This is a genomic window from Pseudolysinimonas yzui (assembly GCF_014653215.1).
Classification (GTDB): domain Bacteria; phylum Actinomycetota; class Actinomycetes; order Actinomycetales; family Microbacteriaceae; genus Pseudolysinimonas_A; species Pseudolysinimonas_A yzui.
The window spans coordinates 229,838-246,394 of the sequence record NZ_BNAI01000003.1; the positions used below are offsets into that span (position 1 = coordinate 229,838).

Annotated in this window: 15 protein-coding genes and 1 tRNA gene; 1 reads left to right on the forward strand and 15 read right to left on the reverse strand. The window is 69.7% G+C overall.

Annotated features, from left to right (window positions below; genetic code table 11):
• From IE173_RS09760 to IE173_RS09780, 5 genes are read right to left on the reverse strand one after another with little or no spacing between them, the layout of a single operon-like run.
• Entirely contained in the window at positions 1-1,224 is a 1,224-nt protein-coding gene (locus IE173_RS09760; protein WP_229842023.1) for an AI-2E family transporter, read from the reverse strand.
• A gap of 30 nt (positions 1,225-1,254) precedes the next feature.
• Entirely contained in the window at positions 1,255-2,361 is a 1,107-nt protein-coding gene (locus tag IE173_RS09765; RefSeq protein WP_191283281.1) for an ABC transporter ATP-binding protein, read from the reverse strand.
• A complete protein-coding gene (locus tag IE173_RS09770) occupies positions 2,358-3,182 on the reverse strand; it encodes an ABC transporter permease (RefSeq protein ID WP_191283282.1) in 825 nt (274 codons plus the stop codon). Before IE173_RS09770 ends, IE173_RS09765 begins: the two co-directional genes overlap by 4 nt.
• A complete protein-coding gene (locus IE173_RS09775) occupies positions 3,179-4,120 on the reverse strand; it encodes an ABC transporter permease (protein ID WP_229842024.1) in 942 nt (313 codons plus the stop codon). The genes IE173_RS09770 and IE173_RS09775 overlap by 4 nt, the downstream gene beginning before the upstream one ends.
• Positions 4,121-4,133: 13 nt before the next feature.
• Positions 4,134-5,246, reverse strand: coding sequence for an ABC transporter substrate-binding protein (locus IE173_RS09780; protein ID WP_191283283.1), 1,113 nt, complete (start codon positions 5,244-5,246; stop codon positions 4,134-4,136).
• A 142-nt stretch (positions 5,247-5,388) separates the two neighbouring features.
• Between IE173_RS09780 and IE173_RS09785 the strand changes: the two genes are divergently transcribed.
• Positions 5,389-6,597: a winged helix-turn-helix domain-containing protein gene (locus tag IE173_RS09785; protein WP_191283284.1), complete on the forward strand. Its 1,209-nt coding sequence runs from the start codon at positions 5,389-5,391 to the stop codon at positions 6,595-6,597.
• A gap of 3 nt (positions 6,598-6,600) precedes the next feature.
• Here IE173_RS09785 and IE173_RS09790 read toward each other — a convergent pair whose 3' ends face one another.
• From IE173_RS09790 to IE173_RS09835, 10 genes are all read right to left on the reverse strand, one after another.
• A complete protein-coding gene (locus IE173_RS09790) occupies positions 6,601-7,488 on the reverse strand; it encodes a M48 family metallopeptidase (RefSeq protein ID WP_191283285.1) in 888 nt (295 codons plus the stop codon).
• An 86-nt stretch (positions 7,489-7,574) separates the two neighbouring features.
• Positions 7,575-8,141, reverse strand: coding sequence for a LemA family protein (locus IE173_RS09795; protein WP_191283286.1), 567 nt, complete (start codon positions 8,139-8,141; stop codon positions 7,575-7,577).
• 21 nt (positions 8,142-8,162) lie between these two features.
• Positions 8,163-9,548, reverse strand: coding sequence for a glycoside hydrolase family 1 protein (locus IE173_RS09800; RefSeq protein ID WP_191283287.1), 1,386 nt, complete (start codon positions 9,546-9,548; stop codon positions 8,163-8,165).
• A 4-nt stretch (positions 9,549-9,552) separates the two neighbouring features.
• Entirely contained in the window at positions 9,553-10,983 is a 1,431-nt protein-coding gene (locus IE173_RS09805; RefSeq protein WP_229842025.1) for a glycoside hydrolase family 1 protein, read from the reverse strand.
• Positions 10,980-12,299: a D-arabinono-1,4-lactone oxidase gene (locus IE173_RS09810; protein ID WP_191283288.1), complete on the reverse strand. Its 1,320-nt coding sequence runs from the start codon at positions 12,297-12,299 to the stop codon at positions 10,980-10,982. Before IE173_RS09810 ends, IE173_RS09805 begins: the two co-directional genes overlap by 4 nt.
• On the reverse strand, positions 12,296-13,516 hold the full coding sequence (locus tag IE173_RS09815; RefSeq protein WP_191283289.1) for an alanine racemase: 1,221 nt from the start codon (positions 13,514-13,516) through the stop codon (positions 12,296-12,298). The genes IE173_RS09810 and IE173_RS09815 overlap by 4 nt, the downstream gene beginning before the upstream one ends.
• The gene (locus IE173_RS09820; RefSeq protein WP_191283290.1) at positions 13,513-14,802 is read right to left on the reverse strand and encodes an MFS transporter; all 1,290 of its coding nucleotides are present in this window, start codon (positions 14,800-14,802) and stop codon (positions 13,513-13,515) included. The genes IE173_RS09815 and IE173_RS09820 overlap by 4 nt, the downstream gene beginning before the upstream one ends.
• Positions 14,799-15,410, reverse strand: coding sequence for a TetR/AcrR family transcriptional regulator (locus tag IE173_RS09825; protein ID WP_191283291.1), 612 nt, complete (start codon positions 15,408-15,410; stop codon positions 14,799-14,801). Before IE173_RS09825 ends, IE173_RS09820 begins: the two co-directional genes overlap by 4 nt.
• Positions 15,411-15,497: 87 nt before the next feature.
• Entirely contained in the window at positions 15,498-16,445 is a 948-nt protein-coding gene (locus IE173_RS09830; protein WP_191283292.1) for a heparan-alpha-glucosaminide N-acetyltransferase domain-containing protein, read from the reverse strand.
• 35 nt (positions 16,446-16,480) lie between these two features.
• Positions 16,481-16,554, reverse strand: a tRNA-Leu gene (locus IE173_RS09835).
• Between the last annotated feature and the right edge of the window lie 3 nt (positions 16,555-16,557).

The window sequence follows — 16,557 nt, forward strand, 5'->3', positions numbered from 1 at the left end:
TCAGCCTTCACGTCGTCGCCGCGGTACGACGATCGGACTCGTCACGTCGGCGACACTCGGATGCGGGTTGGTGCGCCATTCGCCGCGACCGATGTAGCCGATCATGACGTTGAGCACGGCGACGAGCGGCACGGCGAAGAGGGCACCGGGGATGCCGGCGACGAAGCCTCCGGTGGCCACCGCGAGAACGACCGCAACCGGATGCACCTTCACGGCGGCACCGACGAGCAGCGGCTGCAGCACATGGCCCTCGAGCTGCTGAACGAGGATGACGATGCCGAGCATGATGAGCGCCGGAACCGGCCCGAGGTAGACCAGGGCGACGAACACGGCCAGACCGCCGGACACGACCGCGCCGACGACGGGGATGAACGAGGCCAGGAACACCGCGATCGCGATCGGGATGACGAGCGGGAATCCGCCGTAGAACAGCCCGAGGATGAACGCCCCCAGGCCGATGCCGACGGCGTCGATGGCGGCGACGAAGATCTGCACCCGCACGAAGGTCGAGAGAGTCAGCCAGCCGGCCTCCCCCGCGCCGATGATCGCGGGTCGGGCCCGCATCGGGAACACCTTGACGACCCAGTTCCAGATGCCGCGGCCGTCGATGAGGATGAACAGCGTCACGAACAGCGCGAGCAGCGTGCCGGCGAGGATGTGACCGCCCAGCGACGCGAGGTCGAAGCCCTGCTCGACGAGAGCGCTGGTGTCTTCGCTGATCGAGGTGACGAGGCCGTCGAAGTAGTTCTCGATGTCGGTCTCGGTGAGGTGCAGCGGCGAGGCCAGCAGGAAGTCTTTGAGTTCTTCGTACTTGGCGAGAGTCTGCTTCTGCAGGTCGGGGAAGCCGCTGCGCACCTGGATGACGACGACGGTGATCAGCCCGGCGACCACCGCGATGACCGCGAGTTCGTTGACGGCGACGGCGAGCCACTTCGGCCAGCCGTGACGCTGCAACCAGTTCGAGAACGGAACCAGGAGCGCGGCCAGCAACAGGGCGACGAAGAACGGAATCGCGACGAGCCGCAACTGCACGATGACGAAGCCGACGAGGGCGACCACCGCAGCGACCACGAGGATGCGCCACGACCAGGCGGCCGCGATCCGCATCGCAGGCGGAACCAGCTCGTCGGCGGTCGCCGCCGCGGAGGCTGCGGGTGGGGTGGCCACGTGGGCACGGGGTTTGCGCGGCGCGGGGCGCGCTGCAGGTTCGTCGGCTCGGGCCACCCGATCAGTCTAGGCGGGCGCCTCATCCGGTCACGGTGCAGAGATGGCGCTCACCGGGTTGCCTCGGAAGCCGACCCGCACGCCGTCGCCGGGCGCCGGTTGCAGCGACACATCATGCTGCACACTCAGCAGCAGATCGCCCTCCAGCCGCACGGTGGTGCGGCGCAACGATCCGAGGAAGCTCGATGCGACGACCGTCGCGGCAAGGCCCTTTCCGCGCGGCGACGTGTCGAGCACGACGTCTTCGGGTCGCACGTAGGCGAGAACCGGGCCGTCGGGCTGCGGGTCGCCGAGAAGCTCGAATGTCGCCCCGGCGGCGGTGATCGTTCCCGCCTTCAGCACCCCGGGCACCCGGTTGCTGAGCCCCACGAAGTCGGCGACGAACGGGGTCGCCGGGGTCACATAGAGCTCTTCGGGAGTTCCGATCTGCTCGATGCGACCCTCGCGCATGACCGCGACGCGGTCGGCGACGGCGAGCGCCTCCTCCTGGTCGTGCGTCACGAACAGCGTCGTGATACCCAGCTCGGTCTGGATCCGCCGGATCTGCTCACGCAACTGCACCCGCACCTTGGCGTCGAGCGCCGACAGCGGCTCGTCGAGCAGCAGCACCCGCGGCCGGGTCACGAGGGCACGCGCGAGAGCGACGCGCTGCTGCTGGCCGCCCGAGAGCTGGTGGGCGAACCGCTCCCCGCGGTCGCCGAGGCCGACGAGGTCGAGGGCCTCGTGCGCGCGGACGCGACGTTCTGCTGCGGCGACCCTGCGCATCCGCAGCCCGAACTCCACGTTCTCGAGCACCGTCATGTGCGGGAAGAGGGAGTACGCCTGGAACACCATGCCGATGTCGCGCTTGTTCGTCGGTAGGCCCGCGACGTCCTCAGCGTCGATGCGGATGGATCCGCCGTCGACCGCTTCGAGACCGGCGAGGGCGCGCAGGGCGGTCGTCTTGCCGCACCCGGACGGCCCGAGCAGTGCGACGAACTCGCCCGGTTCGAGGGCGAGCGAGATGCCGTCGAGCGCGCGATGCGTGCCGTAGACCTTGACGACGGCGTCGAGTTCGACCGTGGCCGGGGTGATCGCGAGCGTCGTGGCGGGTTCGGTCGGCCATGCGGCCGTGCGCAGGGCTTGGGTGTCGATCATGAGTTGCTCCGGTTTCCGGCCGATCCGATGCGACCGATGATGAGAAGGAGGACGAAGGCGAACGCGAGGGACAGCAGCGCCAGGATGGCGGCGACATAACCGTCGGACGTGGAGATCTGCAGAAGGGCGGTCTGCAGGTTGCGGCGGTTGAGCAGGCTCGCGATCGTGAACTCGCCGAGCACGACGGCGATCGTGATGAACGCGGCGGCGAGCACCCCGCGCCGCAGGTTCGGCAGCAGCACTCGCGCGACGACCGTCGGCCAGCCCGCGCCGAGCGAGCGCGCCGCTTCGACGAGGGTCACCACGGGCACGCCGTCGAGGTTCGCCTGGATCGCCCGGTACGCGTAGGGCAGCACGAGGATGCCGTAGGCGAAAGCGAGCGTCCACACCGAGCCGCCGAAGACCTGCACGACGATCGAGTACACCGGCGCGAGTCCGACGACGAGCACGATCGCGGGAACGGTGATCGGGATGATGCAGATGAACTCGAGCACGCGCCGCAAGCGCGGGAAGCTGATGTGCACGAGCAGCATCGTCGGGAGCAGCACGACCAGCACGATGCCGACGGTGACGCCGGCGAGCAGGAACGAGTTGCCGATCGATTGGAACAGCGTGCGGTACGGACGCGCGTTCTCGGGATCGAACAGCCCGGTCCAATGGGCGAGCGTGTAGCCGCCGCTGAGACCGTCGCGGAACGAGAACTCGAGCAGCGACAGCAGCGGGATGGCGAAGACGATCGCGACGACCCCGAGGATGGCGACACGCGTCACGGGGCTCGGCGCGAGTCCGAGGCGCACGGGGCCGGTGAGCCGGCGGTTCATCGCTGCCACCTCGAGGTGCGCGCGGCGAGCACCGAGTAGCCCCACATGACGACGACCATGATGACGATCATCCCGAGGGCGAGCGCACCGGCCATGTTCTCGCGGCCGAGCACGGTCTCGCTGATCAGCGCCGACCGGATCTGCAGCGGCACGATCTGCGAGCCCTGGCTGATGAGGGCGGCCGCGGTCGCGTAGGAGGAGAAGGCGTTCGCGAAGAGCAGCAGGAGACTCGCGATGAACGAGGGGGCGAGTACCGGCCCGGCGATGCGGGTCCAATAGGTCCAGCGCGTGCCGCCAAGGGTCGCGTTGGCTTCCGCCCACTGGGACTTGAGCCCCTCGAGGGCGGGCAGGAAGGTGATGATCATGAGCGGCACCTGGAAGTAGACGTAGACCGGGATGAGACCCGGCACCTGGTACAGCCACACGCCGCTCTCGTGCAGGTTGATGCCGAACGACTCGATGAGCCAGACGGTCACGAGGCCCTGATTGCCGATCGCGGCGATGAAGGCGAAGGCGAGCATGACGCCACCGAACTGGGCGAGCACGCTCGAGGCCGAGTCGACGAGGGTGCGCAGCGCGCCGGAAGCCTTCGTGCCGAGCATCGCGTAGCAGACGAACGCGCCGACGATGGCTCCGATGACGGCCGTCAGGGCCGAGACCCAGAACGAGCTGCCGAAGGTCGCCAGGACGGCCGGCTCGAAGATGCCCAGGATGTTGGCGAAGGTGAACGTGCCGTCTTCCGCGAAGAACCCGGTCGCGACCGCGAGCACGGTCGGGATCGCGAGGAAGACCAGCACGTAGAGGGCGAACGGAGTCAGCCCGAGGTACTTGGCGAGACCGCCGCGACGGCGACGGGCGGCAGGCCCCGCCACGGGATGCCGCCGGGGGGTCTCCCCGGCGACATCCGCGACGAGCGCCGCAGTGTGAGCGACGGTCATGGTGTGGTCGCGATCAGGAGATCGCGGCGGCCCACTTCTCGGCGAGCAGCGCGGCCGCGGCCTCGGCCTGCTCGGCCGTCGGGGTCACGAGGTCGCCTTCGAGCGCGCCGAGCGCGTCGAGGGCCGCCTGGTCGACGGTGCCGTTCTCCTGCAGCGTCTGGATGGTCACCGGGTAGGCGCCGCCGACGATGAAGAGGTTCTGCGCCGCGGCGCTGTAGAGGAACTCCATCCAGAGACGGGCTGCCGCCGGGTGCGGGGCGTCGTTGTTGATGGCCTGGTTGTAGAACGACGTGTACACCGGACCGGGGAGCGTGGTGACCTCCCAGCCGTCGACCGTGGCGGCCGCGGCGAGGTTGTTGTAGCTCCAGTCGAAGACGACCTTGGTCTCGCCCGAGGCGATCGTCGCCGGGGTCGCGTTCACCGGGATGAAGTTGCCGGCGTCGTTGAGCTGCTCGAAGAAGTCGATGCCGGCCTGGAAGTCGTCCAGGTCGCCGCCGTTCTGCACCGTCGCGAGGCCGACCGCGGCGAAGGCCGCGCCCGCCTGGGTCGGGTCGCCGTTGAGGGCGACCGCGCCGCGGTAGTCGTCACCGAGGAGGTCCTCGAGCGACTCGGGCTTCGGAACCTCGTTCGAGTTGTAGCCGATCGACATCGAACCCGTGTAGTCGTTCACCCAGAGGCCGGTGGCCTCCTTGTTGGCGTCCGGGATCTCGTCCCAGTTCGCGACCTGGTACGGCGCGAAGTAGTCGAGCGAGTCGAGGGTCACCGCGGTGCCGAGGTCGAAGACGTCCGGCGCCGTGTCCTGGCCGCGGAGGTTGTCGGCCGCGGCGATCTCCTCGGCCGAGGAGATGTCGGGGTCGGCGTCGTTGATGACGATGTCGTAGGTCTCTTCGAAGAGGGCCTTGATCTCGCCGTAGTTCGCCCAGTTGTCGGGCAGGGCGATGACGTTGAGCTCGCCCTCGGCCTCGGCTGCAGCGATGAGAGCGTCGAGGCCTCCGAAGTCCGAGGCGCTGGTGGCGGTCGCGGCGTCGACATCGGTCGCCGGGGCGTCCGATCCGGCGCAGGCGCTGAGACCGACGGCGAGCGCGGCAGCAGCCGCGACGCCGACGAGGGCACGCTTGGTGATCACAATTCCTCCGTGTGGATGGTGCGCGCGGTGCAGGGGTGACCGCGTCGAGCAGACGGTAGGAGTGGGAGACGACCCGTCGGCGGCGCGGAGGTGAACGCACAGCGACTCGGGGGTGTCCGAGGCGGTCGCTAGGGTCGACCTCGTGCCGGAGAACATCTCGGCGGCGAGCGCGCGCCGCATCGCCCTCGCCGCGCAGGGGTTCGGCATCCCGCGCCCGGCGAGCGTCGGAACCCGCCAGCTCAACCTTCTGATGCAGCGCCTCGGCACGTTGCAGATCGACTCGGTCAACGTGTTCGAGCGCAGCCACTACCTTCCGGTCGTCGCCCGGCTCGGGCCCTACGACAAGACTCTGCTCGACAAGCTCACCCTCCGTCCGAGGGCGCCCTTCCTCGAGTACTGGGCGCACGTCGCGACCTTCGTGCCGCGCGACGACTGGGGTCTGTGGAAGTGGCGCATGGCGCGCATGCGCGAGAAGTACAGCAAGCCCGGCGGGTGGGTCGCCACCCACCCGCATATGATGCGCTTCGTGCTCGACGAACTGCGCACCCACGGCCCGATGGCGGCGAGCGACATCGAGCATGAGGAGAACGTGCGGCGCGGGCCGTGGTGGGGCCTGTCCGACATCAAGGAAGCGCTCGAGTACCTGTTCGTCTTCGGTGACGTGGTGACGGCGGGCCGGAAGGGCTTCGAACGGGTGTACGCCCTGCCCGAGCAGATCCTGCCCCCGGCGCTGCTCGACGCCGAGGTACCCGTCGACGACGCCCAGCGCGAGCTGGTGCGCCGCGCCGTGCGGGCCCACGGCATCGGCACCGCCAAAGACATCGCCGACTACTACCGGCTCTACGTCGCGACGGCCGCCCGGCTGCTGCAGGAACTGGTGGATACCGGTGAGGTACACCAGGTGAGCGTCGAAGGGTGGAAAGCGCCCGGTTATCTCGCGGCCGAGGCCCGCATCCCCCGCCGTATCGAGACCGCCGCACTGTTGTCGCCGTTCGATCCGGTCGTGTGGGAACGCGACCGGGCGCTGCGGATGTTCGGGTTCCACTACCGCATCGAGATCTACACCCCCGCCCCGAAGCGCATCTACGGGTACTACACGCTGCCCGCCCTCGTCGACGACCGGATCGTGGGCCGCATCGACCTCAAGAGCGACCGGCAGGCGGGGATGCTGCGGGTGCAGTCCGCGTGGCGCGAACCGCACGCCCCGCGCGGAGTTGAGGAACGGCTCGTGCCCGTGCTGCGGGAGATCGCCGCATGGCAGGGGCTCGGCGACATCCTCGTGGTCGACCGCGGCGACCTCGCCCGCGACCTCGCCGCCGCGCTCGGCACCCCGCCACTCCCCGCGGGGTGACGGCTAGAAGCGGGTGGCGTTGCCGCGCAAGCGGGCGACCCGGTCGGGGATCGGCGGGTGCGTCGAGAACATCCGGGCGAGGAAGCCGGGGCGGTTCGGGTCGGAGATCCACAGGTGCGACATCGACGTATTCGTGCGTGCGACCGGGCGGCCGTAGGCGGCGAGCTTCTCGAGGGCCGAGGCGAGCGCTTCCGGGTGACGCGTCGTGAGCGCGCCCGTGGCATCCGCCAGGTATTCGCGCTGACGCGACACCGCGGCCTGCACCACGGCGGCGACGATCGGGGCGAGGATCGCCGCGATGATGCCGATCGCGAGGAAGACGAGCGCGGCGGGGCCGGCGTTACTGTCGCGGCTGCGGCCGCCCCAGAAGATCATGCGGAAGATGATGTCGGCGATCAGCCCGATCGCGATCACCAGCCCGAACACGATGAGCGAGACCCGGATGTCGTAGTTCTTGACGTGACCCATCTCGTGCGCCATGACGCCTTCGAGTTCGGAGTCGGTCATGATCTCGAGCAGGCCCGTGGTCGCCGCGACGACCGCGTGGTCGGGGTCGCGACCGGTGGCGAAGGCGTTCGGCGCCGGGTCGTTGATGATGTACACCTTCGGCATCGGCATGCCCTCGGTGATCGCGAGGTTCTCGACGATGCGGTAGAGGCGCGGCTCGTCGCGCTTCTCGATCGGGTGCGCCCCGGCGAGGGCGAGCGTCTCGCGGGTGGCCATGTAGTACTGGAAGATCGCGTACACCGCGGCGATGACGACGACGATGATCGAGATCGACCAGTCCCCGTAGATGAACGTCGGGATGAGGCTGAGCGCCGCGATGATGATCAGGAACAGGATGATGATCAGGATCGTGTTGCGCTTGTTCTTCGCGATCGCGGAGTACATGGGCGGGCTTCAGTTCCTCGTGGGTGTGGGTCTCGGGACGACGACGGCTCCGCCGACCGTGAGGCCGGCGGAGCCTGAGTCGCTTGTTAGAACTGCACCTTCGGCGGCTCGGCGATGGCCGACGGCTCGTCGACCTCGAAGAACTCGCGCTCGGTGAAGCCGAGACCACGCACGAAGAGGGTGTTCGGGAACACCTTGATCTTGGTGTTCAGCTCGCGCACCCCGCCGTTGTAGAAGCGACGCGACGCCTGGATCTTGTCTTCGGTGTCGACGAGCTCACCCTGGAGCTGCAGGAAGTTCTGGTTCGCCTGCAGTTGCGGGTACGCCTCGGCGACCGCGAAGAGGCTCTTCAGCGCCTGCTGGAAGTGGTTCTCCGCCACGCCGGCCTCGGCCGGGGTCGTGGCGTTGACCGTCTCCGAGCGCGCCTTGGTGACGTTCTCGAAGACCTGCTTCTCGTGCGCCGCGTAGCCCTTGACCGCTTCGATGAGATTCGGGATGAGGTCGGCGCGCCGCTTGAGCTGCACCGTGATGTCGCTCCACGCCTCGTCGACGCGAACGTTGAGCCGGACCAAGCCGTTGTAGGTCGCCCAGAGGTAGCCGCCGACGATGACGACGAGCAGCACGATGACTGCGACGACGATGAGGATCTCCATGCCCGCCATCATAGGGCCCGATCATCGCTCACGTGCTGCGAGAACCCTGCGATACCAGTCGAACGACGACTTCGGTCGTCGCTCCTGAGTCTCGGGGTCGACGGCGATCAATCCGAACTTCTGCGTGTATCCGGCGGCCCACTCGAAATTGTCGAGCAGTGACCAGACGAAGTAGCCTTCGACCTCGACTCCGGGCACCTGGTCGACCACCGCACTGATGTGGCTCTCGAGGTAGTCGATGCGCTGGTCGTCGTCGACGCTGCCGTCGGGCTGCGGGCGGTCGGGGTAGCTCGCGCCGCCTTCGGTGAAGATGAGGGGCGGCAGGCGCCCCCCGTATCGGTCGGCGAGCTGTCCGAGCAGCACGGGCAGCAGATCGGGCGAGTCGGGCCAGCCGAAGCCGGTCACCTCATACTCGGGCCACGGCTCCAGCCGCAGCGGAAGGTCGAGCATCGCCTTCGAGTGCCCGTCGTGCGTTCCGACCTTCACATGCGGCGGCCCCGCGGCGACGCGGCTCGGGAAGTAGTACTGCACGCCGTAGAAGTCGATCGGTTCCGCGATGATCTTGCGGTCGCCCCAATGCGGCAGGGCCGCGAGCCGCACCCCGAGCCCGACGAGCCCGGGGGCGCGCTTTCCGAGCAGCACCGGGTCACCGAACACCCGATTGCTGAGGATGTCGAAGTTGCGTGCCGCGAACCGGTCGCGCCAGTGCGAGGTCGCCGCGAAGACGGGGGTGTGGGCGTTCGAGATGCCGATCCGTCCGGTCACCGGAACCTCGCGCAGCGCCCGCACGGCGAGCCCGTGACCGAGCAGCAGGTGGTGAGCGGCCCGGGCGCCCGCGACCCACAGCGCAGTGCCGGGCGAATGCACATCGAGGGTGTAGCCCTCCAGCGCCAACGTCGCCGGCTCGTTGATGGTGACCCAATCGGCGACCCGGTCGCCGAACGCCTCCCCGCAGATGCGCACGTAGTCGGCGAACCGGTAGGCGGTGTCGCGTTTGGCCCATCCGCCGAGCTCGTCGATCTCGAGCGGGGTATCCCAGTGGTAGAGCGTCGCCATCGGCCGGATGCCGGCGGCGAGCAGTTCGTCGAGCAGCCGGTCGTAGAAGTCGAGGCCCGTAGGGTTCGCGGGGCCCTGGCCTCCGGGCTGCACGCGCGGCCAGGAGATCGAGAACCGGTAGGCGTCGACCCCGAGCTCTTTCATCAGCCCGACGTCTTGCGGCATCCGGTGATAGTGATCGGCGGCGACCAGCGCGTCCGTCCCGTCGAGGATCACCCCGGGGTCGGCGGCGAACCGATCCCACCCGGCGGGGCCGCGCAGATCGGAAGCGCCCTCGATCTGGTACGCGGAGGTGCTCACCCCGAGCACGAATCCCGGCGGCAGCTTCGCCGCCAGCTCCTCGGGTGTCATGTCACTAGCTTGGCTGAACTGTGGTCTCGGGTCCGGGATCTTGACGCGACCGCGCGTGCTGCACCGTGCGGAACCAGTGGTACGAGCTCTTGGGGGTGCGGGCGAGGGTTTCGGTGTCGAGGTGCACCATCCCGAAGCGCTGGGTGAAGCCGGCCGCCCACTCCCAGTTGTCGACGAACGTCCACACGAAGTAGCCGTCGACTTCGGGTCGGGCCGCCGCGATGGCGACGTGTCGCGCGAGGTAGTCGACGCGCGCGGCGTCGTCGACGGTGCCGTCGGGGCCGATCTCGTCGGGGAAGCTCGCGCCGCCCTCGGTGATCAGGATGCGGGGCAGCCGGTCGCCGTAGCGCTCGACGAGCCCGTCGATCGTGACCCCGAGCGATTCCGGTACGATCGGCCAGTCGAACCCGGTGACCGGATACTCGGGAAACCGCTCGAGCCGGAATGGCACGTCCTTCATCGCCTCGGTCTCACCGTCGGGGGTTCGCCCGTGCGGGTCGGCCCCCGCGGCGATGCGCGAGGGGAAGTAGTAGTTGAGCCCATAGAAGTCGAGGGGCCGCGAGATGACCGCGCGGTCGCGACCGAGCCGGGAGAAGAGGCGCAGCCCCAGCCGCTCGAGACCTTTCGCGCCGCGCGGCAGCTCGGCATCGCGGCCCAGCAGCACGGGATCGGCGAACAGCCGGTTGTGCACGAAGTCGAAGACGTCGGCGGCATCCCGATCGTCGTCCGAAGCACTCGCCGGTTCGACCGGGGTGTGCACGTTGGTGATGCCGATGCGGCCGACGACCGGCACCGCCCGCAGCGCGTCGACGGCGAGGCCGTGCGCGAGCAGCAGGTTGCCGACGGCGCGGATCGCCCCGAACAGCTGGGTGCGACCGGGGGCGTGCACGCCGAGGGCGTAGCCGTCGAGGATGACCGTCGTCGGCTCGTTGAGGGTGATCCAGTCGGCGACGCGGTCGCCGAACGCCTGACCGGCCGCGCTCGCGAAGTCGGCGAACCGCTTCGCGGTGTCGCGGCGCAGCCAGCCGCCGCGCTCCTCGAGCGGTGCGGGGGTGTCCCAGTGGAACAGGGTCACCACCGGGCGGATCCCCGCCTCGAGCAACCCGTCGATGACGCGGTCGTAGTAGGCGACCGCCTTCGGGTTGACCGGACCGCGCCCGTCGGGCATCAGCCGCGACCAGGAGAGCGAGAACCGGGAGGCGTCGACCTGCGCCTCCCGCATCAGCCCGAGATCTTCGTCGAAGCGGTGGTAGGCATCCGTCGTCACCGCCGGAGTCGAGCCGTCGCGGATGTTGCCCGGCCGCGCCGCGAAGACATCCCAGGTCGACGGGGTGCGGCCATCCTCGTCCGCGGCCCCCTCGATCTGCGCCGCAGCCGACGCGACCCCGAACACGAAATCCGGTCGCATCAGCGCCGCGAGGGCCTCCGGAGTCACGGGCCGAGCACTCGGTCGAGGTAGCGGTTCGCGAAGCGCCGGTCGGGATCGAGCTGGTCGCGCACACCGAGGAAGTCGTCGAAGCGCGGGTACGCCGGGCGCAGGTCGTCGGCTTCGCGGAAGTGCATCTTGCCCCAGTGCGGGCGGCCGTCGTAGGTGCGCATCAGGGCGTCGAAGGCCCGGAAGTAGTCGGTCGGGTTGTCGCGGAAGTAGCGGTGCACGGCGATGTAGGCACTCGGCCGACCGTAGGCGGTCGACATCCAATTCTCGTCCGCGGCGGCGGCGCGCACCTCGACCGGGAACGAGATGCGCCAGCCGCTGCGCTCGACCAGTCCCCGCACGTCGCGCAGCGCCTGCGGCAACGCCTCCAAGGGGATGGCGTACTCGCTCTCGCGGAACCGCACGTGACGTGGGCTCGCGTAGATCTCGTACGAGACGCCGGTGCGCACTCCGTCGCCGTAGACGTTCGTCGCGAACCGGCTGAGCGCGGGCACCAGCGGCGGGATCAGATGCCCCACCACTTGTTGCGCGCGCAGCGCGTCGTTCTCGAGCAGCCGACGCTCCGCCCACAGGGCGAGCCGGCGCGGTGGCGTGTGCGGGGTCTCGGCGGGCAGCCGGGTCTTGGTCTGCGTCATCGCCAAGTCGGTGTGCGGCCACCAGTAGAACTCGAAATGGTCGGCTTCGCGGGCGCGTTCGTGCCAGCTGTCGAGTACTTCGTCGAACGGGGCCGGATGGTCGACCGAGCGCAGGAGGAAACTCTCGACGCACTGCAGTTCGACCTCGACGAGGATGCCGAGCGACCCCAGCCCGAGACGTACGGCCGGCAACAGCTCGGGCCGGTGCTGCTCGTCGACGTGCAGCACCTCCCCGCGTCCGGTGACGAGGGTCGCCGCGGTGATCTGGGTCGCGAGGCCGCCGAACCGCAGCCCCGTGCCATGCGTCCCGGTCGAGGTCGCGCCGGCGATCGACTGGCGATCGATGTCGCCCATGTTCTGAAGGGCCAGCCCGTGCTCCCGCAGGGCGGGGCCCAATTGCCAGAGCCGGGTGCCGGCGGCGACCCGCACCCGCTTGCGCTCGGCGTCGACGGCGAGCACGCCCTGCAACCCGTCGAGGTGCACCAGCACCCCCTGCGTCGCGGCGATGTCGGTGAAGCTGTGGCCGGCCCCGACGACCTTGACCGGCAGCCCGCGCTCGGCGGCGGAGCGCACGATCGCGACCACCTCATCCACGCTCGTCGGCCGTGCCACGTGCGCCGGTGATGCCGCCGCCGACCGGCCCCAGTTACGCCAGCGGGCACCGGGTTGCAGGAGGGTCACAGGAATACCTTCCCCTCGCCGCGATAGGTCGGCAACTCCCCCACCAGGGCGCCGCCGTCGACGAGCGCGAAAGCTGCGAGGTGCTCGCTCAATTCGCCGGCCTTCGTGTGCCGCAGCCACACCCGGTCGCCGACCGCCAGATCGCGGGCGGCGGCTCCCCGCAGCGGGGTCTGCACCTCCCCCGCCGACTCGCGCGGGAGCATCCGCAACCCGCTCGGCCAGACCACCTTCGGCAGGCGATCGGGCGCCGGCGGCCCGGATGCGATCCAGCCGCCGCCGAGCACCGTCGCGATGTCGTCGGTGGGGCGCCGGACCACGTCGAGCGCGAACGCCGCCGCCGGAGCCGGGGTGAACTGCACGTAACCGTCGAACAGGTGCGGACCGAACAGGCCCGACCCTGCCGCGACCTCGGTGACCGACGCGTCGGCGTGCGTCGACTCGATCGAGCCGGTGCCTCCGCCGTTCACGAACTCGAGGTCGGCGACGTCGCGCACCCGGCGCACGGCCTCGCCGCGCCGCGCCGCGAGTTCGCGCGCCGACGCCCGCTGCATCGCCCGGACGGCGGCCTTGCGCGGCCCGGCATTGGTCACACCGGCGATCTGCGCCTCGTACGCCATCATCCCGACGAGCCGGAAGCCCCGGCGGGCGATGACCGCCTCGGCGAGCGCCTCCGCCTGCGCGGGCGTGAAGACCGGGGACCGACGCACGCCGATGTGCCCGAGGGTGCGTGAGCGGTACGACGCGTCGAGTTCGATCGCCACCCGGATCACGGCCCGCTTGCCGGGGGCGACCACGGCATCCACGAGATCGAGCTGGGCGACGTCGTCGACCATGATCGTCACCCGCGACGCCAGCTTGTCGTCGGCGGCGAGTCGGGCGATCGCGCCCCGATCGGCGGTCGGGTAGCCGACCACCACGTCGTCGCAGGTCTCGGCGAGCCAGAGCGCCTCGGCGAGCGAATAGGCGAGGATGCCGCGGTAGCCGGGCAGGGCGAGAACGGCATCCAGCACCCCACGAACGCGCACCGACTTGCTCGCCACCCGGATCGGCAGGCCCGCAGCCCGATCGAGCAGGTCGAACGCGTTCGAGGCGAGGGCCTCGACGGCGATCACCCCGACCGGTGCGTCGAGCTCGTGCGTCGCAGCGGTGAGCGCGGGCCACCAGTCCTCGGGGTCGTCCCAGGGCGCCATCGTCTGGCGGGTCAGGGTGAGGTTCATCGCACGGCCTTCACGGGGAGCACGGCGAGCGCGCCGAGGATGGTGATGAGACCCGACACGACGAAGAGGCCGACGAACCCGGTCGCGATCGCTCCCGTCGCCCCGGCGACGAGCGCCACGATGCCCGCGCCGAGCAGGGGAGCCATCGCCTGCGGGACCGTGGTCGCGATGTTCATGATGCCCAGATCCTTGCCGCGTGAGGCTGCATCCGGAAGCACCTGCGTCGCGAGCGCCTGGTCGACCGAGAGGAACGCGCCGTAGCCGAGGCCGAGGAAGGCGCTTGCGACGAGCGCGACAGTGAAGTCGGGCACGAAGGCCAGAAGGAGCGCGGCGACCGCCTGCATCCCCGCGGAGAAGACGACGAACGGTTTGCGTCGCGCGATGCGGTCCGACCACGCCCCGATGATGAACGACGACCCGACGATGAAGACCGTGTAGACGACGATCAGGATGAGCAGATCGGTGTCGGCATCCTCGCGGCCCAGCCCGTAGATGAGGAAGAACAGCAGCAGTGTCGTCCCGAGCGCGTTTCCGATGTTGACCAGGATGCGTCCGAGCAGCGTCCAGGCGAAGTCGGGATACCGGCGCGGACTGACCCAGAAGCCGCCGACCAGCGCCCGCATGGTGAACGGCGGACGATCGCCGGCGGCGAGTCGCGCGTCGGGAGTGACGATCACGAACGGCATGACGAGGGCGATCAGCAGCACGGCGACCAGCCCATAACCGAGCAACGTCGTGAGCTCGAGCGCGATCACCAGAAGCACTCCGAGGATGAGCCCCACCGCCTGGGGCGCCGAGATCCACGCCGAGATGACACCGCGTTGCCCGACCGGCACCTGATCCGAGATCATCGCCGTCAGCGCAGCGGTGAGCACGCAGAACCCGACGATCACCAGCACCCAGCAGATGCCGATTCCGACCATCGTGGTCTGCAGGCCGAGCACCCCGAGGGCCAGCCCGAACAGGATCGCGCCGCCGACGATCCACGGCCGCCGACGCCCGAAACGCGAGGTGGTGCGATCGGACAGCGCCCCGGCCAGCGGGTAGCTGACGAGTGCGAACACTCCGGCGATCCCGGAGATGATGCCAAAGGTCACGACGCTCTCGACGCCGTCCCCCTGCGGGCGGAGCGCGTCGATCTGACCGGGCAGAAGCAGCTGGACGGGCGTGAGCTGCGCCATCCAGATGCCGAGCCAGGCGATCGCGAACCCCGCGATCCACCGGCCGGGCACCCGGCGAGTGGGCTCGTCGAACACACGGAGGGCGGGCGGGGCGGTGTCGGTCACGGGGTCTCCTGGTGCGGGATGGCGTGGGCGGCGATCGCGTCGGCGGCGAGATCGAGGAGACGTTCGGTGGTGTCGTCGTCGCGGGTAGCGAGCCAGGTGAGCGTTGCGCCCTCGCTCAGCGCGACGGCGAGGGTCGCCAGATCGGGAATCGGCACGTCCCACGTCACGCGGTAGCGCGCGGCTCCGGCTTCGAGCAGGCGGACCGCGAGATCGCGGTAGACGCCGTACTGGGCGATGGGGAAGTCGTCGAGGGCGGGCGTGCGCAACGCGTACTGCGTGAGTTCGAACATCGCCTGCTGGCGGGCGGGGTCGGCGCGCAGGATGTCGAGGTTCGACCCGAACACACCCCGGATGGCGGTGCGGATATCGGGGGCGTCGAGCTCGAGGGTGCCGAAGGCGGCGGCGTCTTGATTGCCGACGACGAGCTCGACGACATCCCGCAGCAGTTCGTCGCGTGAGGCGACGGCGTAGTGGAACGAGGCGAGCGGCATCCCGGCCTCGGCGACGATCGCGCGGGTCGTCGCGGCGTGAACTCCCTCGCGCGCGATCACCACGAGCGCGGCGCGGGCCAGCGCCTCGCGACGCTCGGTCGCCGCCATACGCGCCATTCCCCCACCGCCTTCACGCGAAAAGTGGGTCAAGCGTCCCAGACGGGTGTCCCGGACGTCAAGCCTCGTCTTCGGGGGTGCTTCGACCTAGATCCGCACGCGCAGCCCGCGGTGATGCAGCAGCCACGCGAGAACCGACATCGCCACGAGGATCGCGACGACGTGCAGGCCCGCCAGCCACAGCGGCGCGTCGACGTACCACCAGGCGGGGCCGGGGAGTGCGACCAGCCCCAGGATCACCAGATGCACGAGGTAGAGCACGAGCGGATTCTCACCCCACCACGCGACGAACCCGGCGCGATCGGGAACCCTGCGCCCGAGGAGATCGACTGCCAGGAACGCGATCGCGCCGATCGCGGCCGTGATGATCAGATAGCTCAGCGACACCCGGTTCTTGCTGACCAGGACGAGAAGCGGAGAGCTCGCCGCCAGAACGATCAGCACGCCGCAGCACACCAGGTAGTTGCGGGTGCCGCTCCGCCAGATGTCGGCGATCGCGGTCGAGAGCACGAGCAGTCCGCCCCAGGCGATCGCGCCGAAGAAGCCGCCGTGAGCCGACTCGAGAACCGTTCCGACGAGCCACGCATCGAGGACGTACTGGTATCCGATCAGGATGAGCAAGCCGATGACCGCACGGGTGAGGGTTGCCATCCGCACGAAGATCAGGCAGATCAGACCCGCGACGCCCAGCGCCTGCAAGACGCCCCAGTCCGACGGGCGGTCGGCCACCGCCGTTCCCCCGGCGCTGAGGATCGCGCCGATCCCGATCAGGGCGAGATACCGCGTCGCCATGTGGCGGTAGGCGCCGGACAGGCCATCCGCCGCGCGACGGGCGAACGACGGCCCGTAGGTCAGCCCGATCGCGAACACGAAGCAGGGGGCGACGAGGTCGGCGATCGTCAATCCCACGTCGGGCGCGTGCTTGAGAAAGGCCGGCACCGCGCGCACCTCGGCCGCGTAGTTGCCGGCGACCATGAGCATGACGAGGCCGCCACGGAAGCGGTCGATCGCCAGAATCCGGTCCTGAACCGACATCGAGGACTCGCCTCCGATCATCCGCGGAACGCCCGTGCCCTCGCTGGGATTCGAACCCAGACTGAAGCGATTTTAAGTCGCCTGCCTCTGCCGGTTGGGCTACGAGGGCGCG

Coding starts and splice junctions, on each gene's coding strand:
- IE173_RS09765 (WP_191283281.1), bottom strand. CDS start 2,361: ATGATCGACACCCAAGCCCTGCGCACGGCCGCATGGCCGACCGAACCC.
- IE173_RS09770 (WP_191283282.1), bottom strand. CDS start 3,182: ATGAACCGCCGGCTCACCGGCCCCGTGCGCCTCGGACTCGCGCCGAGC.
- IE173_RS09775 (WP_229842024.1), bottom strand. CDS start 4,120: ATGACCGTCGCTCACACTGCGGCGCTCGTCGCGGATGTCGCCGGGGAG.
- IE173_RS09790 (WP_191283285.1), bottom strand. CDS start 7,488: ATGTACTCCGCGATCGCGAAGAACAAGCGCAACACGATCCTGATCATC.
- IE173_RS09795 (WP_191283286.1), bottom strand. CDS start 8,141: ATGGAGATCCTCATCGTCGTCGCAGTCATCGTGCTGCTCGTCGTCATC.
- IE173_RS09800 (WP_191283287.1), bottom strand. CDS start 9,548: ATGACACCCGAGGAGCTGGCGGCGAAGCTGCCGCCGGGATTCGTGCTC.
- IE173_RS09815 (WP_191283289.1), bottom strand. CDS start 13,516: ATGAACCTCACCCTGACCCGCCAGACGATGGCGCCCTGGGACGACCCC.
- IE173_RS09825 (WP_191283291.1), bottom strand. CDS start 15,410: ATGGCGCGTATGGCGGCGACCGAGCGTCGCGAGGCGCTGGCCCGCGCC.
- IE173_RS09830 (WP_191283292.1), bottom strand. CDS start 16,445: ATGTCGGTTCAGGACCGGATTCTGGCGATCGACCGCTTCCGTGGCGGC.